Annotated in this window: 22 protein-coding genes; 9 read left to right on the top strand and 13 right to left on the bottom strand. The window is 72.7% G+C overall.

Annotated elements, in window-relative coordinates; genetic code table 11:
• Positions 1-204: 204 nt before the first annotated feature.
• From ACIQ87_RS26495 to ACIQ87_RS26520, 6 genes are all read left to right on the top strand, one after another.
• Entirely contained in the window at positions 205-2,385 is a 2,181-nt protein-coding gene (locus ACIQ87_RS26495) for an MMPL family transporter (RefSeq protein WP_402410838.1), read from the top strand.
• Between the two features lie 297 nt (positions 2,386-2,682).
• Positions 2,683-2,889 (top strand): cold-shock protein, encoded by a 207-nt coding sequence (locus ACIQ87_RS26500; protein ID WP_030060364.1) that lies wholly within the window; start codon positions 2,683-2,685, stop codon positions 2,887-2,889.
• 159 nt (positions 2,890-3,048) lie between these two features.
• Positions 3,049-4,716, top strand: a complete 1,668-nt coding sequence (locus tag ACIQ87_RS26505) for a DEAD/DEAH box helicase (protein ID WP_402410840.1) — start codon at positions 3,049-3,051, stop codon at positions 4,714-4,716.
• Between the two features lie 360 nt (positions 4,717-5,076).
• Positions 5,077-5,871 carry an RICIN domain-containing protein gene (locus ACIQ87_RS26510; RefSeq protein ID WP_402410842.1) on the top strand — a complete coding sequence of 265 codons (795 nt, stop codon included), beginning with the start codon at positions 5,077-5,079 and terminating at the stop codon, positions 5,869-5,871.
• 180 nt (positions 5,872-6,051) lie between these two features.
• A complete protein-coding gene (locus tag ACIQ87_RS26515) occupies positions 6,052-6,327 on the top strand; it encodes a hypothetical protein (protein ID WP_402410844.1) in 276 nt (91 codons plus the stop codon).
• 9 nt (positions 6,328-6,336) lie between these two features.
• Entirely contained in the window at positions 6,337-6,648 is a 312-nt protein-coding gene (locus ACIQ87_RS26520) for a hypothetical protein (RefSeq protein WP_402410846.1), read from the top strand.
• A 3-nt stretch (positions 6,649-6,651) separates the two neighbouring features.
• On the opposite strand, the gene ACIQ87_RS26525 is transcribed toward ACIQ87_RS26520, so the two are convergent.
• The 11 genes from ACIQ87_RS26525 to ACIQ87_RS26575 all read right to left on the bottom strand — a co-directional run bounded on the left by ACIQ87_RS26525 (position 6,652) and on the right by ACIQ87_RS26575 (position 16,565).
• Entirely contained in the window at positions 6,652-7,386 is a 735-nt protein-coding gene (locus ACIQ87_RS26525; RefSeq protein WP_402410848.1) for a sirohydrochlorin chelatase, read from the bottom strand.
• 10 nt (positions 7,387-7,396) lie between these two features.
• Entirely contained in the window at positions 7,397-8,299 is a 903-nt protein-coding gene (locus tag ACIQ87_RS26530) for an ABC transporter permease (protein WP_402410851.1), read from the bottom strand.
• Entirely contained in the window at positions 8,286-9,089 is an 804-nt protein-coding gene (locus ACIQ87_RS26535) for an ABC transporter ATP-binding protein (RefSeq protein WP_402410853.1), read from the bottom strand. Before ACIQ87_RS26535 ends, ACIQ87_RS26530 begins: the two co-directional genes overlap by 14 nt.
• A 235-nt stretch (positions 9,090-9,324) precedes the next feature.
• Positions 9,325-10,548: an aliphatic sulfonate ABC transporter substrate-binding protein gene (locus ACIQ87_RS26540; protein WP_402410856.1), complete on the bottom strand. Its 1,224-nt coding sequence runs from the start codon at positions 10,546-10,548 to the stop codon at positions 9,325-9,327.
• A 244-nt stretch (positions 10,549-10,792) separates the two neighbouring features.
• Positions 10,793-12,118: a sulfate adenylyltransferase subunit 1 gene (locus ACIQ87_RS26545; RefSeq protein ID WP_402410859.1), complete on the bottom strand. Its 1,326-nt coding sequence runs from the start codon at positions 12,116-12,118 to the stop codon at positions 10,793-10,795.
• 2 nt (positions 12,119-12,120) lie between these two features.
• Complete coding sequence (gene cysD / locus ACIQ87_RS26550; protein ID WP_402410862.1) at positions 12,121-13,059, bottom strand: sulfate adenylyltransferase subunit CysD; 939 nt, start codon at positions 13,057-13,059, stop codon at positions 12,121-12,123.
• Positions 13,056-13,637 carry an adenylyl-sulfate kinase gene (cysC, locus tag ACIQ87_RS26555; RefSeq protein WP_402411103.1) on the bottom strand — a complete coding sequence of 194 codons (582 nt, stop codon included), beginning with the start codon at positions 13,635-13,637 and terminating at the stop codon, positions 13,056-13,058. Before cysC ends, cysD begins: the two co-directional genes overlap by 4 nt.
• Positions 13,638-13,696: 59 nt before the next feature.
• Positions 13,697-14,398 carry a phosphoadenylyl-sulfate reductase gene (locus ACIQ87_RS26560; protein ID WP_402410865.1) on the bottom strand — a complete coding sequence of 234 codons (702 nt, stop codon included), beginning with the start codon at positions 14,396-14,398 and terminating at the stop codon, positions 13,697-13,699.
• Positions 14,379-14,561, bottom strand: a complete 183-nt coding sequence (locus tag ACIQ87_RS26565; protein WP_392869085.1) for a hypothetical protein — start codon at positions 14,559-14,561, stop codon at positions 14,379-14,381. Before ACIQ87_RS26565 ends, ACIQ87_RS26560 begins: the two co-directional genes overlap by 20 nt.
• Positions 14,558-16,282, bottom strand: a complete 1,725-nt coding sequence (locus ACIQ87_RS26570) for a nitrite/sulfite reductase (protein WP_402410867.1) — start codon at positions 16,280-16,282, stop codon at positions 14,558-14,560. Before ACIQ87_RS26570 ends, ACIQ87_RS26565 begins: the two co-directional genes overlap by 4 nt.
• A gap of 199 nt (positions 16,283-16,481) precedes the next feature.
• Complete coding sequence (locus tag ACIQ87_RS26575) at positions 16,482-16,565, bottom strand: putative leader peptide (protein ID WP_318264789.1); 84 nt, start codon at positions 16,563-16,565, stop codon at positions 16,482-16,484.
• Between the two features lie 177 nt (positions 16,566-16,742).
• Here ACIQ87_RS26575 and ACIQ87_RS26580 point away from each other — a divergent pair, with 177 nt between their 5' ends.
• Positions 16,743-18,161 carry a YihY/virulence factor BrkB family protein gene (locus ACIQ87_RS26580; protein WP_402410869.1) on the top strand — a complete coding sequence of 473 codons (1,419 nt, stop codon included), beginning with the start codon at positions 16,743-16,745 and terminating at the stop codon, positions 18,159-18,161.
• Positions 18,162-18,231: 70 nt separating this feature from the next.
• Here ACIQ87_RS26580 and ACIQ87_RS26585 read toward each other — a convergent pair whose 3' ends face one another.
• Positions 18,232-19,875: an FtsW/RodA/SpoVE family cell cycle protein gene (locus ACIQ87_RS26585; protein ID WP_402410872.1), complete on the bottom strand. Its 1,644-nt coding sequence runs from the start codon at positions 19,873-19,875 to the stop codon at positions 18,232-18,234.
• A gap of 302 nt (positions 19,876-20,177) precedes the next feature.
• Here ACIQ87_RS26585 and ACIQ87_RS26590 point away from each other — a divergent pair, with 302 nt between their 5' ends.
• Both ACIQ87_RS26590 and rsgA read left to right on the top strand, forming a co-directional pair.
• Entirely contained in the window at positions 20,178-21,326 is a 1,149-nt protein-coding gene (locus ACIQ87_RS26590) for a cytochrome c oxidase assembly protein (RefSeq protein ID WP_402410875.1), read from the top strand.
• A gap of 294 nt (positions 21,327-21,620) precedes the next feature.
• Positions 21,621-22,766, top strand: coding sequence for a ribosome small subunit-dependent GTPase A (gene rsgA, locus ACIQ87_RS26595; RefSeq protein ID WP_402410881.1), 1,146 nt, complete (start codon positions 21,621-21,623; stop codon positions 22,764-22,766).
• Positions 22,767-22,829: 63 nt separating this feature from the next.
• On the opposite strand, the gene ACIQ87_RS26600 is transcribed toward rsgA, so the two are convergent.
• Complete coding sequence (locus tag ACIQ87_RS26600) at positions 22,830-23,288, bottom strand: ASCH domain-containing protein (protein WP_402410883.1); 459 nt, start codon at positions 23,286-23,288, stop codon at positions 22,830-22,832.
• Positions 23,289-23,357: the final 69 nt, after the last annotated feature.

The following is a 23,357-nucleotide window of genomic DNA, read 5'->3' on the forward strand; positions in this document are numbered from 1 at the left end:
TCGTGGCGGCCCGACGGGGGTTGAAGCACACGGGGGCTCCTTGCCGGGCGGCAAGCAAGTGCTCGTAGGATGATGCCCCAGATCCACTTACCTGCCGACCGGCAAGGGGGCGTCCGCGAGGCGTTCCCCGAGCCGGCCCTGCCGTCGCCCCGAAACCCGTCCCCCGAGGGCTGCGGTGAACCATGCCCAGGAGGCATCACGAGCATGTTCCACCGACTCGGACAATTCGTCGTTCGCCGCCCCTGGTGGGTCATCGGCGCATGGCTGATCGCTGCGGTCGCGATCATCGCGACCGCCCCGCCGCTGAAGGCCAACACCGACGAGGCGGCCTTCCTGCCCAAGCACTACGAGTCCATCCAGGCCTCGGAGCTCCAGCAGAAGGCCTTCCCGTCCAACATCTCGCCCTCCGCGCTGCTGCTCTTCGAGCGCACCGACGGCGGCAAGCTGGACGAGGGCGACGCGGCGGCCATGGCCAAGGTCACCCAGGGCCTGACCGACAAGAAGATCCCGCTGGTCGAGATGGTCGTCCCGGTGTCCCCGGCGTCCTACTCCCAGGACCACAAGTACGCGATGACCTTGGTCTCCATCGACAAGACCAAGATGCAGTCGGACGAGTTCACCGACGCTGCGAAGAAGCTCCGCGACGAAGGCACCGCGCTCGCCTCCGGCAGCAACCTGAAATACCAGGTCGGCGGCCCGGCCGCGATGAACCTGGACCAGAAGGACGCCGGCAAGACGGCCGGCATGCTGATCGGCCTCGGCACGGTCGTGATCATCCTGCTCACGCTGGGGATCATCTTCCGCAGCCCGATCATCGCGCTGCTGCCGATCCTCTCGGTGATCATCTACTCGATGGTCGCCAACGGCCTCATCGCCGACGCCAGCAAGCTGTTCGGGCTCAAGGCCGACAGCTCGATGGAACAGATCCTCACCGTCGTGCTCTACGGCGTCGGTACCGACTACTTCCTCTTCCTGATGTTCCGCTACCGCGAGCGGCTGCGGGCCGGGGACGACCGCAAGCAGGCCGTGGCCAACGCGATCGGCCGGGTCGGCGAGGCCATCGCCTCCGCCGCCGGTGCCGTCGTGGTCGCCTTCGCCGTGCTCGTCCTGTCCAGCCTCGGCATGTTCAAGGCGCTCGGCCCCTCGCTGGCCATCGCGGTGGCCGTCACCGCGGTCGCCTCGGTCACGCTGGTGCCCGCGATCCTGTGCCTGATCCCGGAGAAGGTCCTGTTCTGGCCCTCCAAGGCCTGGCAGCGCGAGCCGTCCAACGCCCGCTTCGCGGCGATGGGCCGTGCCGTCGGTCGCCGTCCGGCCGCCGCCGCCGTGCTCTCCGGCCTGGTGATGGTCGGCCTCGCGGTCGCCGCGCTCAACTACCAGGGCACCTTCGACATGGCCGGCAGCTCGATGCCGAAGTCCAAGGAGTCGATGGTCGTCCAGGACACCATGATCAAGGCTTACTCGGCCGGTGCCGCAGACCCCGCCCACGTATACCTGACCAGCCAGAACGGCAACCGGATCGACGTCGCCGGGCTCAAGGGCTACGTGGACGACCTGGGCAAGGTGAGCGGCGTCTCCGGCGTCGCCATGCCGGACCCGGAGCGCGGCATCAGCAAGGACGGGCTCACCGCCGACATCACCGTCGTCCTCAAGGACGAGGCGGCCAGTAACAAGGCCATCGACACCATCGGCAAGGTCCGCGAGGTCGCCCACGGCCACGCGCCCGCCGGTACCAAGGCCTACGTCGCCGGCACCACCTCCGTGTTCAAGGACATCAACACGGCGATGGCCCACGACTACAGCCTGGTCTTCCCGATCGCCGCGGTGCTGATCATGGTGATCCTCGGCCTGCTGCTGCGCAGCGTGGTCGCCCCCTGGTACCTGATGGCCTCGGTCGGCCTCGGGTTCGGCGCCACCCTCGGCGCCACCACCCTGGTGTTCCAGAACATCAAGGGCGAGCAGGGCCTGATGTTCATGCTGCCGATCCTGATCTACCTGTTCGTGGTCGCGCTCGGCACCGACTACAACATCCTGATGATCGCCCGACTGCGCGAGGAGGCCCGCGAGGGCCGCAGTCCCCGCGAGGCGGCGAGCCAGGCGATCCGCCACGGCGGCCCGACGGTGGCCGCGGCCGGCTTCATCCTGGCCGCGACCTTCGGCACCATGCTGCTGGCCGGGAACACCCTGATGAGCGAGATGGGCTTCTCGATCGCCATCGGCATCCTCATTGCGGCCTTCGTGATGGCGATGTTCTTCACACCGGCGCTCACCGCGCTGCTCGGCCACCGCGCCTGGTGGCCCGGCCACGCGGACAGCCCCGCCCACGGCCACGGTCCGGCCCCGCTGGCCGACGCCCATGGCGTGCCGGAACCGGCCGGCCGGCGCTGACCCGGACGGATCGGTACGGGCAGGCGGCGCCCCGCTTCGGCGGGGCGCCGCCTGCCCCTTTCGCGGGGCCACCAAACGTGATCTCCGAGGCGGAAAATCCCCGGTCAACCCCGGTTCTACCGTGCTACAGTCGAGTCAGTTGCAGTTTTGGTTCCCATGAACGTGGTGTGCGCCTGCTGGTTCCAACCGACAGGCGCATTTGTTTTGTCCGGTGTTTCAGTCTCCGGATGGGGATCGCGGCTACTTGGGGACCCACGAGGTGTGGATCCCTGATGCCCCAGTTTGGAGGAGACGGTTATGGCTACCGGCACCGTGAAGTGGTTCAACAGCGAAAAGGGCTTCGGCTTCATCGAGCAGGATGGTGGCGGCGCCGACGTGTTCGCCCACTACTCGAACATCCAGGCTCAGGGCTTCCGTGAGCTGTTCGAGGGCCAGAAGGTCGAGTTCGACGTCACCCAGGGCCAGAAGGGCCCGCAGGCCGAGAACATCCAGATCATCGGCTGACGTCAGCTCCACGCTGACTCGCGATCATCGCGTAGCGGGGGCCCGCACCCATGGTGCGGGCCCCCGCTCATGCCGCCGTACGGCCGGGGCGGCACACTCTCCCTTCCGACGGCCGACCCAGCTCGCAGACCGGGCTGTAGACCGACGGACGGAGATCCCGTGACCACCCCTGCCCGCCCGCCGCGCGACCGCGGCCCCCGCAACTCCGACCAGGCCCGCCGCACCGCCGGCACCGCCTCCGGCGACGGCCGGCGCAAGCCGCGCGGCCGCGCCGGCGCCCCCCGGCAGAACCGCCCCGCCGCCGCCCCCGAGGCCGCCGACTTCACCGTGGTCCAGGGCACCCCGGCCCGGCCCCCGGCGGCGTCCTTCGCCGAGCTGGAACTGCCCAAGGCGATCCTCTCCGCGCTCACCCGCCAGGGCGTCACCGAGCCCTTCCCGATCCAGGCCGCCACGCTGCCCGACTCGATCGCCGGGCGCGACGTGCTCGGCCGAGGCCGCACCGGCTCCGGCAAGACCCTGGCCTTCGGCCTGCCGCTGCTCGCCCGTACCGCCGGGCGCCGCGCCGACCCCCGGCACCCGCTGGCGCTCGTCCTGGTGCCCACCCGCGAGCTCGCCCAGCAGGTCACCGAGGCGCTCACCCCGTACGCCACCGCCGTCAACCTGCGGATCACCACCGTCGTCGGCGGCATGTCGATCGGGCGGCAGTCCAACGCGGTGCGCCGCGGCGCCGAGGTGCTGGTGGCCACCCCCGGCCGGCTGGACGACCTGATCGGGCGCGGTGACGTCAAGCTCTCCGACGTCGCGATCACGGTCCTCGACGAGGCCGACCAGATGGCCGACATGGGCTTCCTGCCGCAGGTCAGCAAGCTGCTGGAGCAGGTCGCCGAGGGCGGGCAGCGGATGCTGTTCTCCGCCACCCTGGACCGCAACGTCGACCGGCTGGTCAAGCGCTTCCTGACCGACCCGGTCACCCACTCCGTCGACCCCTCGGCCGGCGCGGTCACCACCATGGACCACCACGTCCTCCAGCTGGAGCCCGCCGACAAGGCCTCCGCCACCGCGCACATCGCCTCCCGCGACGGCCGCGTGATCATGTTCGTGCACACCAAGCACGGCGCCGACCGGCTGGCCAAGCAGCTGCTCGCCAACGGTGTGAAGGCCGCCGCCCTGCACGGCGGCAAGTCCCAGCCGCAGCGCAACCGGGTCCTCGACCAGTTCCGGGACAGCCACGTCACCGCGCTGATCGCCACCAACGTCGCCGCCCGCGGCATCCACATCGACGGCCTGGACCTGGTCGTCAACGTCGACCCGCCGGTCGACCACAAGGACTACCTGCACCGCGGCGGCCGCACCGCCCGCGCCGGCGAGTCCGGGACGGTCGTCACCCTGGTGCTGCCCGAGCAGCGCCGCGAGGTCAACCGGCTGATGACGGTGGCGGGCATCCGCCCGACCATCACCAAGATCCGCCCGGGCGACGCCGACCTGGCCCGGATCACCGGCGCCCGCACGCCCAGCGGCGTCCCGGTGACGCTGGCCGTGCCCGTCCCCGCGGACCAGGCCGCCTCCGGCGCCGACAAGCCCGCCGGGGCCAAGTCCGGCTCCCCGCGCCGCCGCTCCGGCAAGCGCTCCGGGCTGCCCACCGACGTCGACATGAACGGCAACCCGCGCCGCCCCCGCCCCAAGCAGCGCATGGGCGGCGCCGCCCAGGGCGAGCGCCCGCAGGCGGCCGGCTTCATCGGCCGCTCCTCGGGCCGCGCCAAGCCCGGCAGTGGCTCCAAGTCCGGCTCCAACTACGGCACCGGCCGCCAGCGCCGCAAGGCCGACTGACGGCTGTCAGACCCGCACCGAACGGGCCCCGCACCTCCCCACGACAGGGGGCGTGCGGGGCCCGTCCGGCGTTCCGGGGCCGTTTCGGTTCTGCGGGCCCGTCCGGCTCCCCGGTCCCGTTCGGCTTCCGGGTCTGTTTCGGTTCTCCGGCGCCGGGGAGTCGAACAGGCCCGGCGAAACTGCCGCTCGGAGCGACGGCCCTGATCAGGGCGCCCATGCCCGGCAGCTGCCGGTGACCTGCCGGTTGACGGCCGACCGCGCACCCCCGAGTCTTTCACGCGGCCCACACATCCGACGCACCGTCACCACGGTTGCGCCGACGGTGGGTCGACGTGATCCCACGACCCGGAAGGACCTTCCATGCGCCGTACCGCAGCCCTCTTCGCCACCGCCCTGCTGGCCGGAGCCGCCGCACTCACCGCGCCGGCCGCCAACGCCGCCGAGCGGGCCACCCAGGGCTCCCAGACCTCCCAGACCTCCCAGACCTCCCAGGCCTCCCAGGCCGCGGCGGGCGCCAACGCCCTGACCGCCGCGAGCTGTTCCGTCGGCAGAAGCGGCAACGGCTTCGTCGGCACCTGCTCGGGCATGGACCCGAACCAGACCTGGCGCGTCGCCGGCAGCTGCCAGAGCATCGGCGCCAACGGGTTCCCCGTCTTCTCGGCGGCGTACGGCGGCTGGGCCGTCGGCAATGGCACCGCCACCGCGGGGTGCATGTGGCCGGCGATGCCGACCTCCGGCTGGATCGTCTCCGGCCCCGCCGTCCCGGCGGGCCCGACCGGCCAGATCTCCGGCTACGCGAGCAAGTGCGTGGACGTGCGCGGCGGCGTCGGCTCCAACGGCACCCCCGTCCAGATCTGGGACTGCCTCGGCAACGTCAACCAGCAGTGGAAGATCGGCACCGACGGCACCATCCGCGCCTTCGGCAAGTGCCTGGACGTCTCCGGTGGCAACACCGGCAACGCCACCCTGGTGCAGATCTACGACTGCAACGGCACCGGCGCCCAGCAGTGGCAGGCCCGCGGTGACGGCTCGCTGCTGAACCCGCAGTCCGGCCGCTGCCTGGACGACCTCGGCTTCTCCACCACCAACGGCAACCAGCTGGGCATCTGGGACTGCAACGGCGCCGACAACCAGAAGTGGAACCTCCCGGTCTGACGGTCCCGGTAGGCCCGTACGTTCCGCCGCCCGGCCGGACGGACTCAGTGGCGGCCCGGCCTCCGGGCCGCCACCAGGGCCGGCCGAGCCGCCCGCGCTCCTGCGAGCCCCCGCGCGTCGTCACCCGGGGGAGTGACAGTTCCTTGAGCCGCGCAATGCATTTGCATCACGCTGCTGCTCGTGCATAGTGAGATCTACTGGACTGAGCGGTCTGAGGAGCACATCGCCAGGCACGGCGTCGACCCGGAGGAAGTGGAGGATGTCGTATTCACCCGCCCCCACTGGTTCTCCGACGGGAGGGAGGGAACGACGCTCTGCCACGGCGTAACGCGGGCCGGGCGGTACCTGTTGGTGGTGTTGGCAAGCAGTGCGGCGGTGTCGTCGGCGTGGTACTGCGCCACGGCCCGCGACATGACAGCCGCCGAGAGGCGCTTGTTCCTCAAGCGGACGAGTTGAAGGTGACGGATGACTGACAACGGTGCGGACCTCGAAGCGATTGCCGAGTACTACGAGACGCACGAACTGACCGAGGACGAGATCATGAGCGCTGAGCCGGCGGAGCCGGTGGCGGCCGAGTCGGTGATGATCACCACCTCGCTGCGGCTGCCCAAGCCGGTGATGGACGAGGTCCGGCGCCGCGCGCGGGAACGGGGGCTGAAGCCGACGGCGATCATGCGGGAGTGGATCGAGGCCGCCATCGCGGACGCCGACGAGCCGGTGCCGCTCAGCGTGATCACCGCGGCGGTCGCCGAGTACCGGCACCGCAAGGCCTCGTGAGCCTCAGGCGGTGAGCGCGGGGGCCGTCTCGGTGGCGCGCAGGGCCTCGGCGTGGCGTTCCAGGAGCAGCGCCGCCACCTCGGGGCACGCGCCGAGGACGCCGGCCAGGACGTCCGCCCCGGCGGCCACGGCGGCGGCCGCGATGCGGTCCGGGAGCAGCCCCGGGGCCAGCAGGTACGGGGCGACGGCGGTGTGCTCGGCGCCGTCGGCGCGCAGGGCGGCGAGCGCGTCGGGGACGCGCGGGCCCGCCGCGGAGGCGTAGGCGACCTCGACGCCGGCCCAGCCGCGGGTGCGCCGCCACTCGGCGGCGACCGCGCGGGTCGCCGCGTCGGCGGCCGGATCGGAGGAGCCGGCCGCCGCCAGCACGACCCCGGTGCGGGCCCGCACCGCCGGCGAGCCGACCGCCAGACCGGCCTCGGCCAGCCGCCGGTCCAGGGCCGCGAGCAGCAGCGGCGAGGGGCCGAGGACGTCCGCCACCGGCAGCCGGGAGCCGGCGGCACGCAGCGCGGCCGGGATGTCGTGCTTGGCGTGGAACGCCCGGTTCAGCAGCAGCGGCACCGCCACCGCGTCCGCCAGCCGTCCCACCACCTGCGGGATCCTCGGTGCGCAGTGGTCCAGGTAGGCGGTGGCGACCTCGGTGCCGGGCCGCCGCGCCCGCACCTCCTCCACGAGCGCGGCCACCGTCGCGGCGTGGCGCGGGTCGCGGCTGCCGTGGGCGATCAGGAGGAGGGCGGGCATCAGTGGTGCCTCACTTGCTCGCGGCCAGCAGCCCGCGGTTGCGCAGCACCCGGCGCTCGACCGGGGTGAACACCAGCAGCTCGATGGCGATGCCGACGAAGAGGATGAGGATGATGCCGAGCAGGACGCCCGACATGTCGGAGAACTCGCGCTGGTCCTCCAGGAAGCGGCCGAGTCCCCGGCCCAGGTCGGGCGAGGACGCGACGAGTTCGGCGGCCATCAGGGAGCGCCAGGAGAACGCCCACCCCTGCTTGAGGCCGGCCAGGTAGCCGGGCAGGGCCGCGGGGATGAGGACGTGGCGCGCCCCGGTGAGGCCGGTGGCGCCGAGGGTGCGTCCGGCCCGCAGGAACAGCGGCGGCACCTGGTCGATGCCGGCCACCAGCCCGTTGGCGATCGAGGGGACGGCACCCAGCAGGATCACCGCGTACATCATCGAGTCGTTGATGCCGAGCCAGATGACGGCCGCGGGCACCCAGGCCACCGAGGGCAGCGACTGCAGGCCCTGCAGGACCGGCCCGATCGCGGTGCGCACCGGCCGGACCCGGGCGACGACCAGCCCGATCGGGGTGCCGATGACCACGGCGAGCAGGAAGCCGGACAGGCCCCGCCAGACGCTGGTCCAGATGATCGAGAACAGGGTGCCCTGGTACCAGAGGTCCTGGGCGGAGCGCCACACGTCCGCCGGGCTGGGCAGCTTGTACGAGGACGTGAGCTGCAGGCTGTACGCCCCCTGCCACAGCGCGAGCACCACGAGGACGCCGATCAGCGGCGGCAGGGCCTTGCCGCGCAGCGCCTCGCCGAGGGATCCGCGCTGTGTGGTGACGGCGTCGAGGGCGTCCAGGCCCGCGCCGACGTCGGCGGTGTCGCTCGTGCCCGCGGTGGGCTTGGTGAGCGTGGTGTCAGTGCTGGCCATGGCGGCGGATCTCCCCACGCAGTTCTTCGGTGATCTCGATGGACAGGTCGGCGACGCCCGCGGACTCGATGCGGCGCGGCTGCGGCAGGTCGATGTGCCATTCGCGGGCGACCCGGCCGGGGCGGGAGGAGAGCAGGACGACCCGCTGGGCGAGGCGGACGGCCTCGCGGACGTTGTGGGTGACGAAGAGGACGGACAGCCGCCGTTCGGCCCAGATGCGGGTGATCTCGTCGTGGAGGACGTCGCGGGTGATGGCGTCGAGGGCGGCGAAGGGCTCGTCCATGAGCAGCACCTCGCTGCCCTGGGCGAGGGCGCGGGCCATGGCGACGCGCTGGCGCATGCCGCCGGACAGCTCGTGCACGCGCTTGCCGTACGCGCCGGCGAGGCGGACGAGTTCGAGGAGGCGCTCGGCCTCGGCGCGGCGCTCGGGGCGGGGGACGCCGGCCAGCTTGAGGGCGAGTTCGATGTTCCGGCCGGCGGTGAGCCAGGGGAACAGGGCGTGCTCCTGGAACATCAGGGCGGGGCGGCCGCCGGGCACCTCGATGGTGCCGGCGCTGGGCCGGTCGAGGCCGGCGACCAGGTTGAGCAGGGTGGACTTTCCGCAGCCGGAGGCGCCGAGCAGGGTGACGAACTCGCCGGGGGCGACGTCGAGGGTGATGTCGTCCAGGACGTGGGTCTGGGCGCCGGGGCGGCCGAAGGACTTGTGCACGTGCGAGATCCGGACGGCGGGCGCGCCGCCGGGGGCGTCGGCGCCGGGGGCGTCCGCCGAGGTGGTCAGTGCCGGAGTCATCCGGGCACCTCCTGCGTGAGTGGTCATGGGCTCCTCCGGGCGGGGAGGGGGAGGTCTGGGCCGGGGCCCGGGCCCCGCCCGTCCCGGTGGGCATCGATCGGGGATCGACCGGGCGGGCGGGGCCGGACCGCGGAGTCGGGACGGGCGGCGGTGCCGGGCCTGGCGGCGGCGCCGCGGCGAACGGCGGTGCCAGTGGTGAACGGCGGCGCCGGGACGAACGGCCGTGCCACGGGCGCTACTTGGCGCCGAGTCCGGCGTCCGCGACGGCCGGTCGGCCCTGGGCGGCGAGCACCTTGTTCAGCGGGGTGAGGTCGTAGATGCCGTTCAGGGTGGGCTTCTTCAGGAGCCCGGCGGTGACGGCGTGGTCGGCCTCGGCCTGGAGGGTGTTCGCCAGCGGGTCGTCCAGGAAGTCGATGTCGGCCCAGGCCGGGTCGAGGATGGCCGGCTCCAGGGCGTTGCCGGCCTCCTTCCTGATCGCCTCGTTGGCGTCGGCCTTGGCCTTGTCGGGGTCGGCCTTGATGAAGGCGTTGGTCTTCACCGAGCCGCGCAGCACGGCCTCCACCACGTCCGGGTGCTCCTTGAGGAACTTCTGCGAGACGATGATGTTGGTGATCACGAACTGCTTGTCCGGCCAGACGTCCTTCTCGTTGAGCAGGACCTTCGCGCCCAGCGTGACCAGCTTGGACGCGGTGGGCTCGGGCACCCAGGCGCCGTCGATGGAGCCGGACTTGTAGGCGTCGGGGGTGACCTTGTTGTCGGTGCGCACGACCGAGACGTCACCGGCGCCGGAGGCCGCGTCGACCTTGTAGCCCTTGCCCGCGAGGTAGTTGAGCAGGGCGACGTCCTGGGTGTTGCCGAGCTGGGGCGTGGCGATCTTCTTGCCCTTGAGGTCGTCCAGGGAGGCGATCTTGTCCGGGTTGGCGACCAGCTTGACGCCGCCGGAGGCGGAACCGCCGATGATCTTCAGGGACTTGCCGTCGGACTTGGTGTAGCCGTTGATCGCGGGGGAGGGGCCGATCCAGCCGATGTCGATGGAGCCGGCGTTCAGGGCCTCGATCTCGGCGGGTCCGGCGTTGAAGACCTGGGTCTTGACCTGGGTGGAGCCGAGCTCCTTCTGGAATATGCCTTCCTGGAGGCCGACCAGCGGGGTGCCGTGGGTGAGGTTGGCGAAGTAGCCGATCTTCACCGTGTCCGCGGACAGCTTCGCGCCGGAGTTCCCGGCGGTGGCCGCGGTGTCGGCCTTGGTGTCGGAGGACTTGCCGTCGGCCTGCGAGCCGTAGCCGCAGGCGGACAGCAGGGCCACCGCGGTCAGGCCGGCCGCGGCCGCGGCGGCGGGCCGTCTGATCCGCCCGGCGACGGGGCGGGGGCGCCTATGCGCGGAAGGGCCGTGCGCGGAAGGGCCGTTGGCGGACGGGCTGTGCGGGGGCGTGCCGTGCGAGGGTGCCGGGTTCGGTGCCATGGTGAGTCCTGTTCGCGGACGGACCGTCAGGAGGCGGTCTCGGGCGGAAGGTGCGGAAGGTGGTGCGCGCGGCAGCGGTGTGCCGGGGCAGGCCGGGCGGCTGTGGGGGGAGACAGCCCGGTGACAGGGCGAACTCAGCCCTGTCGGCCCGCACATCGGGTCAGGCCGCCCTGGCCGCTGCCGAGGACGCCGCTGCCGATGCGGCCGCCTTCCTTGTCCATGCCCGAGAACGCCTCGCTGGGCATCAGACCCAGTCCTCCTCGTCGGGTGTGCCGGTGGTGGGTGCGGTGTCGAAGGCCTCGCCCGCCATGCCGGCGGTGAGGGTGGTGCCGTCGGCCGGGTCGATGAGCAGGAACGATCCGGTGCGGCGGTTGTCGGTGTAGCTGTCGAGGGCCAGCGGCTCGGCGGTGCGCAGCACGATGTGGCCGATGTCGTTGACGTCCAGCCCGTCGGCGCCGGAGCGCCGCTCCAGCGTGTCGATGTCGATCCGGTAGCCGATCTCCTTGACCAGCGCCCGCACCGTGCGGGTGGTGTGCTTGAGCAGGACCTTGTCGCCGGCGCGCAGCGGGCGCTCGTTGAGGTGGCTGACGGTGGCCTCGACGTCCTTGGTGGGGACGGGAGCGGGGCCGGCCGCGATGAGGTCGCCGCGGGAGACGTCGATGTCGTCGGCGAGGCGGACGGTCACCGACTGCGGGGCCCAGGCGAGGTCCGTCTCCCGGCCGAGCGCGTCGATCCCGGCCACGGTGGTGGTGTGGCCGGAGGGCAGCACCGTGACGGTGTCGCCCACCCGCAGGACCCCGGAGGCCAGTTGGCCGGCGTAGCCGCGGTAGTCGGGGTGCTCCTCGGTCTGCGGGCGGATGACGTACTGGACGGGGAAACGGGCGGGTTCGGCGCCCGGGTCGCTGCCGACCGGCACCGTCTCCAGGTGCTCCAGCAGGGTCGGGCCGCCGTACCAGTCCATGTGCGCGGACGGCTCGACCACGTTGTCGCCGGCCAGCGCCGAGATCGGGACGGCCAGCACGTCCCGGACGCCGAGGGAGGCCGCGTACGCGGTGAACTCGGCGGCGATGGCGGCGAAGACCGGCTCGGCGTAGTCGACCAGGTCCATCTTGTTGACGGCGAGGACGACGTGCGGCACGCGCAGCAGCGCGGCGACGGCGGCGTGCCGGCGGGTCTGCTCGACGACGCCGTTGCGGGCGTCGACGAGGACGACGGCGAGTTCGGCGGTGGAGGCGCCGGTGACCATGTTGCGGGTGTACTGCACGTGGCCGGGGGTGTCGGCGAGGATGAACCGCCGCCGGGGCGTGGCGAAGTAGCGGTAGGCCACGTCGATGGTGATGCCCTGCTCGCGTTCGGCGCGCAGGCCGTCGGTGAGCAGCGCGAGGTCGGGCGCCTCCTGGCCCCGGCTGCGGGAGGCGTGCTCGACGGCCTCCAGCTGGTCGGCGAGGACGGACTTGGAGTCGTGCAGCAGGCGGCCGACGAGGGTGGACTTGCCGTCGTCGACGGAGCCGGCGGTGGCGAAACGCAGCAGCGAGGTGGCGGCGGTGTGCTGGGTGGCGGTGCTGGTCATGGTTAGAAGTACCCCTCGCGCTTGCGGTCTTCCATCGCGGCCTCGGAGAGCTTGTCGTCGGCGCGGGTCGCGCCGCGCTCGGTGAGGCGGCTGGCGGCGATCTCGGCGATGACGGCCTCGATGGTGGTGGCGTCGGAGTCGACGGCGCCGGTGCAGGACATGTCGCCGACGGTGCGGTAGCGGATCAGCCGCCGCTCGACCGGCTCGTGGTCCTTGGGGCCGCCCCAGTCGCCGGCGGTGAGCCACATGCCGCTGCGGGCGAAGACCTCGCGCTCGTGGGCGTAGTAGATCTCCGGCAGCTCGATGCCCTCGCGCTCGATGTACTGCCAGACGTCGAGTTCGGTCCAGTTGGACAGCGGGAAGACGCGCACGTGCTCGCCGACGGCGTGCCGGCCGTTGTACAGCGACCACAGTTCGGGGCGCTGGCGGCGCGGGTCCCAGGCGCCGAACTCGTCGCGCAGCGAGAAGACGCGCTCCTTGGCGCGGGCCTTCTCCTCGTCGCGGCGCCCGCCGCCGAAGACGGCGTCGAAGCGGTTCCTCTCGATGGCGTCCAGCAGCGGCACGGTCTGCAGCGGGTTGCGGGTGCCGTCGGGGCGCTCGCGCAGGACACCGCGGTCGATGAAGTCCTGGACGTGGGCGACGTGCAGGCGCAGGTTGTGCCGCGCGGCGACGCGGTCGCGGTAGGCGATCACCTCGGGGAAGTTGTGCCCCGTGTCGACGTGCAGCAGGGAGAACGGGATGGCGGCGGGGTGGAAGGCCTTGAGCGCCAGGTGCAGCATGACGATGGAGTCCTTGCCGCCGGAGAAGAGGATCACCGGGCGCTCGAACTCCCCCGCGACCTCGCGGAAGATGTGCACCGACTCGGCCTCCAGCGCGTCCAGGTGGGACAGCGCGAACGGGGAGTCGTCAGTCCGGACCGGGCTGTCCGTCGCGGTGGTCATGCCAGGCCCCTTTCGGTCAGGAAGACGTACAGCTCGGCGGCGGACTCGGCCACCTCGCGGCCCCGGGTCTGCAGGCGCAGCTCGGGGTCCTGCGGCGCCTCGTACGGGTCGTCCACCCCGGTGAGGCCGGAGATCTCCCCGGCGGCCTGCTTCGCGTACAGGCCCTTGACGTCGCGTTCGGCGCACAGCTCGACCGGGGTGGCGACGTGCACCTCCAGGAACTCGGTGCCGTTCGCGGCGTGGCGCTCGCGCACCGCGGCGCGGGAGTCCGCGAACGGGGCGATCACCGGGGCCAGCACCTTGACGCCGTTCGCCGCCAGCTTCTCGGCGACGAAGCCGATCCGGGTGACGTTGGTGTGGCGGTCCTCACGGGAGAAGCCCAGGCCCTTGGAGAGGAACTCGCGGATCTCGTCGCCGTCCAGGACCTCGACCCGGTGCCCCTCGGCGCGCAGCCGCTCGGCGAGGGCGAACGCGAGGGTGGTCTTGCCCGCGCTGGGCAGCCCGGTCAGCCACACGGTGGCGCCGCGCTCGCAGGGTGCGGCCGTGCGGGCCGCCTCTGCGGCTCCGTCGGCGGCCAGGGTGTGAGCTGTCACGGTTCTTCCTTACGCAGTGGTTGACGGTTCTTCCGACGGGTTCGTCAGAGGTGGATGCCGCACTCGATCTTGCCCGACCCGGACCAGCGGCCGGCCCGGGCGTCCTCGCCCTCGCCGGGCTTGCGGGTGCAGGACAGCGGGGAGCAGCCGATCGAGGTGTAGCCCTCCCACAGCAGCGGGTTGAGCAGCACGCCGTTGGCGGCGACGTAGGCGTCCACGTCCTCCTGGGTCCAGCGGGCGATCGGCGCGATCTTGACCTTGCGGCGCTTCGGGTCCCAGGACACCACCGGGGTGTTCGCCCGGGTCGGCGACTCGTCGCGGCGCAGCCCGGTCGCCCAGGCGTCGTAGCCGGCCAGGCCCCGGTTGAGCGGCTCGACCTTGCGCAGTGAGCAGCACAGGTCCGGGTCGCGGTCGTGCAGGTGCGGCCCCAGCTCGGCGTCCTGCTCGGCCACCGTCTTCAGCGGGGTGAGCGTGATGACGTTGACCGGCATCGTCGCGGCCACCGCGTCCCGCGTCCCGATGGTCTCCGGGAAGTGGTAGCCGGTGTCCAGGAACACCACGTCCACCCCGGGGAACACCGAGGACGCCAGGTGGGCGACGACCGCGTCCTCCATCGAGGAGGTGACGCAGAACCGCGGGCCGAAGGTGTCCGCGGCCCACCGGAGGACCTCCTGCGCGCTCGCCTCCTCCAGCTCGCGGCCGGCCCGCTCCGCGACCGACGCGTGGTCAGGAACGGTGCTGCTCATGTGACGTACCCCCGTGGTCGGTCGGTGCCAGCAGGCCGAGGAACTTCAACTGGAAGGCGCGGCGGCAGCCGTGGCACTCCCAGGCGCCGTGCCCGGCCTCGGAGGGGCGCAGGTCCTCGTCCCCGCAGTACGGGCAGAAGAAGGGTGCCGCTCGCTCACTCACGACAGCTGCTCCTCGGTCGCCCGGGCCGCCCACTGGGCGAAGCGCTCGCCCTCGGCGCGGTCGGCCTGGTAGCGGGTCAGCACCCGCTCGACGTAGTCGGGCAGGCCCGCGCTGGTGACCTTGAGGCCGCGGACCTTGCGGCCGAAGCCGGCCTCCAGGCCGAGCGCGCCGCCGAGGTGCACCTGGTAGCCCTCGACCTGGTTGCCGTGCTCGTCGGTGACCAGCTGGCCCTTGAGGCCGATGTCGGCGACCTGGATGCGGGCGCAGGCGTTCGGGCAGCCGTTGATGTTGATGGTCAGCGGCTCGGCGAAGTCCGGCAGGCGCTGCTCCAGCTCGTCGATGAGCGTGCGGCCGCGCTCCTTGGTCTCGACGATGGCGAGCTTGCAGTACTCGATGCCGGTGCAGGCCATGGTGCCGCGGCGGAACGGCGAGGGGGTGACCCGCAGGTCGAGCGCCTCCAGGCCGGCCACCACGGCCTCGACGTGCTCCTCGGCGATGTCGAGGATGAGCATCTTCTGCTCGGCGGTGGTGCGCACCCGGTCGCTGCCGTGGGCGGCGGCGAGGTCGGCGATCCGGCCGAGCAGCTTGCCGTCGACCCGGCCGACGCGCGGCGCGAAGCCGACGTAGAACCGGCCGTCCCGCTGCCGGTGGACGCCGACGTGGTCGCGCCAGCGCGCGGCGGGCTCGGCGGGGGCGGGGCCGTCGAGCAGCGGGCGCCCGAGGTACTCCTCCTCCAGCATCCGGCGGAACTTCTCCACGCCCCAGTCGGCGACCAGGAACTTCAGCCGGGCGCGGTTGCGCAGGCGCCGGTAGCCGTAGTCGCGGAAGATGCCGATGACGCCGCCGTAGACGTCGGGCACCTCGTCCAGCGGGACCCACGCGCCCAGCCGCACGCCCAGCTTGGGGTTGGTGGACAGGCCGCCGCCGACCCACAGGTCGAAGCCGGGCCCGTGCTCGGGGTGGACCACGCCGACGAAGGAGACGTCGTTGATCTCGTGCGCGACGTCCAGCAGCGGGGAGCCGGAGACGGCGCTCTTGAACTTGCGCGGCAGGTTGGAGAAGTCCGGGTTGCCGATGAAGCGGCGCTGGATCTCCTCGATCGCGGGGGTGCCGTCGACGATCTCGTCCTCGGCGATGCCGGCGACCGGGGAGCCGAGGATGACGCGCGGGGTGTCGCCGCAGGCCTCGGTGGTGGACAGGCCGACGGCCTCCAGCTTCCGCCAGATCGCCGGGACGTCCTCGATCCGGATCCAGTGGTACTGGATGTTCTGGCGGTCGGTCAGGTCGGCGGTGCCGCGGGCGTACTCCTCGGAGACCTCGGCGATCGCCCGCAGCTGGGGGACGGTCAGCCGGCCGCCGTCGATGCGCACCCGGAGCATGAAGAACTCGGCGTCCAGCTCGTGCGGGTCCAGGATCGCGGTCTTGCCGCCGTCGATGCCCTCCTTGCGCTGGGTGTAGAGCCCCCACCAGCGCATCCGGCCGCGCAGGTCGGCGGGGTCGATCGAGTCGAAGCCCCGGTGCGCGTAGATCGTCTCAATGCGTGTCCGCACATTGAGACCGTCGTCGTCCTTCTTGAACTGCTCGTTGGCGTTCAGGGGAGTGTGGTGGCCCATGCCCCACTGGCCCTCGCCGCGGTGGCGGGTCACCTTGCGGGCCGCCGCGGGGCGGCGCTCGGCGGCGCGGTCGGCCGTGGGCTCGACGGTCTCGGGGGAGGTGGCCATGGTGAAGTCCTTCGGGGCAGGTGGCGCTGGCGCCGAATGGGTCGCGGGGCGTGCTCGGCCGTGCGGTGCTGCTCTGACCTGCGGATTTCTCAAGGCCTTGAGGGCAGTGACCGGGACCGGGCGGGCTCCTGCGCACCCGCTGCGGCGGGGATGGCGGGGAAGGTCGACGCCGGGTGCGGTGGTGCGGGCGGCGTTGGGCTCAGGTCACCGGACAGATGGCGCTGGACACGCGAAGGAGGTCGACGTGGAGTCGACCTACCAAGGTGGTTCCGGCGCTAGACATGGCAAGAGATTCGCACGGCGCGGGACTCGCGGTCCACTAACATCCGAATAATGGACGCTGAGGTTCCGTCATATGGGACACCCGGACGTTCCCGCCGCTCCCCGCCCGGACGCCCGGCCGCACGTCCCCGCCCCGGGGAGATCAACCGCGCGGCCCCGGCCCGATACGGTTGGCCCTGTGCAAGCAGCAGGCGATACGAGCAGACCGAACGCCGAGCGGCCCTCCCGACGCCGGGGCAAGGGCTCCCGGCGCGCGGCCAAACAGGCCACCTGGTACCGCACGGCGTGGGACCTGGTGAAGGACACCACCAACACCTGCGTCGAGTACCGGGTCACCGGGCTCGCCGCGGAGGCGGCCTTCTTCACCCTGCTGTCGATCCCCCCGCTGCTGCTCGGCCTGGCCGGCACCCTCGGCTACCTCGACCAGTTCCTCGGCGCGGAGACCATCGAGCGGCTCAAGCACGACATCGTCTCGGCCTCCGGCACGGTGCTGTCCGACTCCTCCGTCAACGACGTCGTGGTCCCGCTGCTCAACCAGGTGTTCGACACCGCCCGGCCCGACCTCGTCTCGATCGGCTTCCTGCTGTCCCTGTGGTCCGGCTCCAGGGCCCTCTACATCTTCATCGACACCATCACCGTCATGTACGGGCTCGACGGCAAGCGGGGCATCGTCAAGACCCGGCTGATGTCGCTCGGCCTCTACTTCGGCGCCCTGGTGATCGGCTCGCTGGTGCTGCCGCTGCTGATGGCCGGGCCCGGGCTGGTGGAGAACGCCGTGCCGGGGGTGGCCGGGCTGGTCGGCGCCCTCTACTGGCCGGTCGCGATCGTGCTGCTGATCGTCTCGCTGACCACCCTCTACCACCTGGCCGTCCCGGTCTCGACCCCGTGGCGCGAGGACATCCCCGGCGCCCTGGTCGCCCTGGTCGTGCTGGTCTTCTGCAGCGTCGGCCTGCGGGTCTACCTGGTCAGCTCGATCGAGGGCCGCTCGGGCGAGGGCCCCTCGGTGTACGGCTCGCTGGCGGCGCCGGTGGCCGTACTGCTGTGGATCTTCGTGGTGGCGCTCGCGGTGCTCATCGGCGCCGCGATGAACGCCGCGATAGACCGCCGCTGGCCCACCCTGGAGACCGCCGACGCGCGGGCCGAGAACGAGCGCGCCCAGGAGGAGGCGGCCGCCGCCGTGGTCCGCGAGGTCGCCGCCCGGCGGGCCGTCGAACGGGCCCGGCGCGCCCGCGAACTCGGGCTCGCCGAGGGCGTCGAGGAGGAGTGGGGCGAGGACGAGGGCGACGACGTCGACGTGCCCTCCGAGTACCCGGAGCGGTGGGCCGACGTGCTGGCCGCGGACAACGTGCGCGGGCGGCTCACCGCCCGCGGCGGGCCGCACCACCGGCCCGGACCGCCGCCGCCGGACAGCGACCGGCCGGCGGGGCCGCCGCCGGGGGTCGTGCCGGGGTCGCAGCCGGGCGGCCGGCCTGGGGCGCAGCCGGGCGGACCTGGTGCGGCGGGTTCGCCGGGTGCGCCGGGTTCGCCTGGTTCGCAGCCCGGGCCGGTGCCGGGGTTCCCGCCGCGGCCGCCCCGGCCGCCGTGGGAACAGCGGTAGGCGGGCGGACGACAGGAGAAGGGCAGGGCCTCTCCCGCGGGTGCGGGGGAGGCCCTGTCACGTCGGTGGGTCAGCTGGCCGGCCAGGGGGCGGCCTGCTCCGGCGGGCGGCCGTGGCCGGGGTGCGGCTCGGCGTGGGCGGCGGGGACCGGGCCGGTGGGGGCGGTCGGGTCGCCGGGGTCCGGGGCCGGCGGGTTCGGCGCCGATGGGTCCTGGGCCGGCGGGTTCGGGTCGTACGGGTACGGGTCGTACGGGCCGGAGGGTGGCGGGTCGGTGGCGAGCGGCTCCGCCGGGCGGCCCTGGGCCTGGGCCTGGGCCGGGAGCGGCTCCGGGGAGGGCTGGGGCGGGTCCAGCGCGGTGCGTCCGGAGGAGTCGCTCAGCTTGATCAGCAGCGCCAGCATCAGCCAGTTCGCCAGCAGCGACGAACCGCCGGCGGCCAGGAACGGCAGCGCCTTGCCGGTCAGCGGCACCAGCCCGCTCACCCCGCCGACCACCACGAACACCTGGAGCGCCAGCGCCGCCGACAGGCCGGTCGCCAGCAGCTTGCCGAACGGGTCGGTCAGGCCGATCGCGGTGCGCAGACCGCGCTGGATCAGCAGCACGTAGACCAGCAGCACCGCGGTCACCCCGGCCAGGCCCAGCTCCTCGCCGATGGTGGTGAAGATGAAGTCGCTGCGCCCGGCGAAGCCGATCAGCCAGGGCCGCCCCGAGCCCAGGCCGGTCCCGGTCAGGTGTCCGGTGCCCAGGCTGAACAGCGCCTCGGCGGGCTGCTCGGAGATCGCCTGGTCGTGCACCGGCTTGTAGTAGTCGAGCGGGTGCAGCCAGGCCTCGACGCGGCCGTGCACGTGCGGCTCCACGGTGCCGACCACCGCCGCGCCGCCGACCGCCATCAGCAGGCCGAGCACCACCCAGCTGGTGCGCTCGGTCGCCACGTACAACATCACGATGAAGACGCCGAAGAAGATCAGCGAGGTGCCCAGGTCGCGTTCGAAGATCAGCACCAGCAGGCTGACCACCCAGATCGCCAGCACCGGGCCGGCGTGCCGTCCGCGCGGCAGGGTCAGCCCCCAGACCTTCCGCCCGGCCAGCGCCAGCGCGTCCCGGGAGGCCATCAGGTACCCCGCGAAGAAGATCGTGATCGCGACCTTCACGAACTCGTCCGGCTCGAAGGAGAGTCCGAACAGCCGGATCCAGCGCTTGGCGCCGAAGCTGTCGCCCGGGGAGAGCACCGGCGCGGCCAGCAGGACCAGCGCACCCGCCATCAGCAGGTAGACGTAGCGCTGGAAGATACGGTGGTGCTTGACGAGGACGATCAGCGCGAGCGCCACCGCCACCGAGACGAACACCCACATCAGCTGGGACGGCGCGGCCGGGATCTTCTGGTAGTCGCCCTTCGCGGCGTGCGCGGCCTTGTAGCTGAAGTCCAGCCGGTCCAGCAGCACCAGCCCGAAGCCGGTCAGGAAGACGCCCAGCGGCAGGATCAGCGGATCGGCGTACGGGGCGAACCGGCGCACCGCCAGATGGGCCACCCCGGCCAGCGCGCCCAGCGACAGGCCGTGCACCAGCAGCCCGGGCGGCATCCGGCCGGTGAGCGCCAGGTCGGCGTCGATGTGTCCCGCCAGACAGACGGCCACCGCGAGGGCCAGCAGGCCCAGTTCGATGTTGCGGTGGCGCGCCGCGAGGCGGCGGCCGTCGCCTCGTGCAGTCGTTCGCACCTCTTGTCATCCCCTTGTCGAGCACGTGGCGGGTCTCGCCGACGGCGCATCCTGCCAGACGTTTGTGTCTTCGCCGCGGTTGCCGGAAGGAGCGGCAGGAGGGGAGAACTTTGCCTGGGCAAAGCTTTGTTGGGGTCGGGTAAAGCCTTGTTCAGGCCCGGGTATAGAGGCGGGCCCCGGGTGCGGCGGGGCGGCCGCGGAGGGACATCATGGCCGGGCGCCGGGGTGCCCCGGTGCCGGGGCGGCCGACCCGGGGTTGCCGATCGGGCGGGGCCGCCGGGACGAGCGAGGTGAGCGGGCGGATGGACGCAGTGGTGGACGGCGCGGCGGGCGGCCTGGCGGGTGGCCCGGTGGGTGGCCCCGCCTCGGTGCTCGCCTACAGCGGGCCGCCGCCGTGGCGGTGGTCCGACCTGGCGACGTCCTGGACCGTGGAGCCACTGGTGCTCGCGCTGTCGGTGCTGCTCGCCGTCTGGTACCTGGCGGCGGTGCGCAGGGTCGGCCGGGTGGCCGGGGCGCGGGCGGCCGGGGAGCGGGCGGCCGCGGGGGACGGCGGAGACCGGGGCGGCGGTGCGCCGCGCGTTGGCGGCGGGGGGCCGGGGGCCGGGTCCGGCGGTGGGCGCTGGCAGCCCACCCGTACCGCGGCGTTCCTCGGCGGGCTGCTGCTGTGGATCTGGTGCACCTGCTCCGGCCTCGGCGTGTACGACCGGATCCTCTTCACCGACCGGGCCGTGCAGGTCGTGCTGCTGCTGATGGTCGTCCCGCTGCTGCTCGCGCTCGGCGCGCCGGTCTCGCTGCTGGTCGAGTCGGCGCCGGCGGCCCGGCGGGAGCGCCTGCTGCGGGCGCTGCGCAGCCGCCCGTCCAAGGTGCTGATGTTCCCGGCGGTCTCCACCGCGCTGCTGATGGCGCCGCCGTGGCTGCTCTACTTCACGCCCTGGTACGAGTGGTCGGTGTCCAGCGGGCTCGGGAACACGGTGCTGCACCTGGCGCTGGTGCTGCTGGGTCTCGCGTACTTCTGGCCGCGCCTGCAGATCGACCCGGTCGGGCACGAGTACCCGCACCTGGTCGGGCTGTTCATCACCTTCGCCGAGGTGATCTTCGACGCGGGGCTCGGGATCGTGCTGATCTACGGCGGGCACCTGGTCGCCGAGCACCACTACCTGGCGCTCGGGCGGCCGTGGGGGCCGAGCCTGGCACAGGACCAGACCTGGGGCGGCAACGCGTTCTGGGTGCTGGGGGACCTGGTCGGGCTGCCGTTCCTGGCCGCGCTGGTGCGGCGGATGGTCGTGCAGGGGCGGGAGGAGATCGAGGCGGTGGACGCCGAACTGGACGCCCGCTTCGCGGCGGCGGCCGAGCGGGCCCGGGCGGCGGGGCAGCCGGAGGAAGAGGAGACGGGGATGCGGCCGTGGTGGCTGGACGACCCGAACCTCAGGCACCGGTACGGACGAGGATAGGGCGGGCCAATTTTGGCCCGCCGAGGCCTCCCTGGCGCCCCCCTCGCCGCGTTTCCGCAGGTCAAAAATAGGTTGGCCAAAATCCCCCGCCCCGCTAGCGTGTGACACATCCGGTTCGGGGGCCATTGGGCCGCCCGAGGAGTAGAGAGCAGGAGGTGAACCCCAGTGGTCGTTGTCGCCCCGATAGCTGCCCAGGGCAGCACTCGCGTTCACCTCCTTTTCCCGGCCGCCGGCTGAGCCCTTCACGCCCAGCCGTAGCCCGCCGGGACCATCTCCTCCCGAAGGGCCACTGCGTTGTTCAACGCTGCCTCCGTTTCGTCGTTCTCCTCTTCCTCTTCCTCTTCTTCGTCCCCGTCGTCCTCCGCTGGCGCCTCCGCGCTGGCCGGCTACGGCTGGACGCCCGAACTCGCGGAGCTGTTCACCCCGTTCGGCGAGGCCGGGCTGCTCCCCGCCCGGATCGTCCGGGTCGACCGCGGCCAGTGCGACGCCGTCATCGCCGACCCGGAGACGGGCGAGTTGCGCACCGTCCGGTTCGACACCCGGCCGGTGGGCGACGCCGACATGATCAACTGCCCGTGCACGGGCGACTGGGCGGCGGTCGACCTGCACGCCCAGCCGATGGCCTCGGTCGCCGCCCTGATGCCGCGCTCCACCGCGATCATCCGCAAGGTGGCCGGCAAGCGCTCCGACGGCCAGGTGCTGGCCGCCAACGTCGACACCGTGCTGATCGCCTCCTCCCTCGCCACCGACCCCGACCTCGGGCGGATCGAGCGCTTCCTCGCCCTGGCCTGGGAGTCCGGCGCCGACCCGCTGGTCGTCCTCACCAAGGCCGACCTCGTCGACGACGCCGACTTCATCCGGTCCGACGTCGAGGCGGTCGCTCCCGGGGTCACGGTGGTCGTGGTGAGCGCCGAAACCGGTGAGGGCATGGACGTGCTCCGCGCCTGCATCCCCGGCACCACCGCGGTGATCGGCCAGTCCGGCGTCGGCAAGTCCACGCTCACCAACGCGCTGGTCGGCATCGACGTGATGACGGTCCAGGAGGCCCGCGCGGTCGACCAGAAGGGCCGCCACACCACGACCACTCGCGAGCTGATCCCGCTGCCCGGCGGCGGCGTGCTGATCGACACCCCCGGGCTGCGCGAGGTCGGCCTCTACGGTGGCGAGGGCGTGGACCTGGCCTTCGCCGACATAGCCGAGCTGGCCGAGGAGTGCCGCTTCCACGACTGCGGCCACCACACCGAGCCCGGCTGCGCGGTGCAGGCGGCGCTGGCCGACGGCACCCTGCCGCAGCGCCGGATGGACAGCTACCTCAAGCTCCAGCGCGAGAACGAGTGGATCGCCTCGCGCTCGGACGCCCGGGTGGCCAAGACGCGGCTGCAGAAGTGGAAGACGATCAACAAGTCGATGCGAGCCGCGGGAGGTCCGGTGAAGCGCTGACCCACGGCTCCGGCCGGCCGCCGCGCAACGGCCGCCGGCCGGCCTCCGCCGGGCCCGCCCGGCTCAGCGGAGGTCGGCCGTCAGGCGGAAGCGCTGCAGGACCACAGGAGTGGTGTCGTCCACGGTGAACTCCGGGTCGTCGAGGGCGTCGAGCAGCTCCGGGCTGCTCCAGAACTCCTCGTGGGCCGCGCGCCACTCGGCCACGCTGGTGCACCCCTCGCCCTCGTCCAGGGCGTGCTGGAGGTCGACCTCCGCGAGCGGGACCACTCGGACGTCCGTGGTCTCGATCACGGCGACCCTGTGGCCGTCCGAGTCGAGGACCGCGGAGCGCTCACCGGGCAGCGGCAGGGGCTCGCCCTCGTGCTCGTAGTCGGCGACCAGGCCGGTGGTGCTGGTCTTGGCACCGTCGAGGATCGCGGCGACCAGCTGGTCCCGCAGCGGGCCGGGGAACGCGAACTCGGCCGGAGGCAGGGCGACGACGCGCGGGTCGTCCGGGCCGGTGTAGGACTGCTGCTCACTCATGCCGCGAGGGTAGCGGCGGGGCGGCCGACGGGCTCGCGAATTTCGGGCCCGTCGGCCGGGCCGCGGGAG

Origin of the sequence: Kitasatospora sp. NPDC096204 (genome assembly GCF_044763205.1) — a bacterium.
GTDB lineage: Bacteria > Actinomycetota > Actinomycetes > Streptomycetales > Streptomycetaceae > Kitasatospora.

What these genes read in the sequence shown, in the direction of transcription:
- ACIQ87_RS26495 (WP_402410838.1), top strand. Translation starts at nt 205, where the DNA reads ATGTTCCACCGACTCGGACAATTCGTCGTTCGCCGCCCCTGGTGGGTC.
- ACIQ87_RS26500 (WP_030060364.1), top strand. Translation starts at nt 2,683, where the DNA reads ATGGCTACCGGCACCGTGAAGTGGTTCAACAGCGAAAAGGGCTTCGGC.
- ACIQ87_RS26510 (WP_402410842.1), top strand. Translation starts at nt 5,077, where the DNA reads ATGCGCCGTACCGCAGCCCTCTTCGCCACCGCCCTGCTGGCCGGAGCC.
- ACIQ87_RS26520 (WP_402410846.1), top strand. Translation starts at nt 6,337, where the DNA reads ATGACTGACAACGGTGCGGACCTCGAAGCGATTGCCGAGTACTACGAG.
- ACIQ87_RS26525 (WP_402410848.1), bottom strand. Translation starts at nt 7,386, where the DNA reads ATGCCCGCCCTCCTCCTGATCGCCCACGGCAGCCGCGACCCGCGCCAC.
- ACIQ87_RS26530 (WP_402410851.1), bottom strand. Translation starts at nt 8,299, where the DNA reads ATGGCCAGCACTGACACCACGCTCACCAAGCCCACCGCGGGCACGAGC.
- ACIQ87_RS26535 (WP_402410853.1), bottom strand. Translation starts at nt 9,089, where the DNA reads ATGACTCCGGCACTGACCACCTCGGCGGACGCCCCCGGCGCCGACGCC.
- ACIQ87_RS26540 (WP_402410856.1), bottom strand. Translation starts at nt 10,548, where the DNA reads ATGGCACCGAACCCGGCACCCTCGCACGGCACGCCCCCGCACAGCCCG.
- ACIQ87_RS26545 (WP_402410859.1), bottom strand. Translation starts at nt 12,118, where the DNA reads ATGACCAGCACCGCCACCCAGCACACCGCCGCCACCTCGCTGCTGCGT.
- cysD (WP_402410862.1), bottom strand. Translation starts at nt 13,059, where the DNA reads ATGACCACCGCGACGGACAGCCCGGTCCGGACTGACGACTCCCCGTTC.
- ACIQ87_RS26560 (WP_402410865.1), bottom strand. Translation starts at nt 14,398, where the DNA reads ATGAGCAGCACCGTTCCTGACCACGCGTCGGTCGCGGAGCGGGCCGGC.
- ACIQ87_RS26570 (WP_402410867.1), bottom strand. Translation starts at nt 16,282, where the DNA reads ATGGCCACCTCCCCCGAGACCGTCGAGCCCACGGCCGACCGCGCCGCC.
- ACIQ87_RS26575 (WP_318264789.1), bottom strand. Translation starts at nt 16,565, where the DNA reads ATGTCTAGCGCCGGAACCACCTTGGTAGGTCGACTCCACGTCGACCTC.
- ACIQ87_RS26590 (WP_402410875.1), top strand. Translation starts at nt 20,178, where the DNA reads ATGGACGCAGTGGTGGACGGCGCGGCGGGCGGCCTGGCGGGTGGCCCG.
- ACIQ87_RS26600 (WP_402410883.1), bottom strand. Translation starts at nt 23,288, where the DNA reads ATGAGTGAGCAGCAGTCCTACACCGGCCCGGACGACCCGCGCGTCGTC.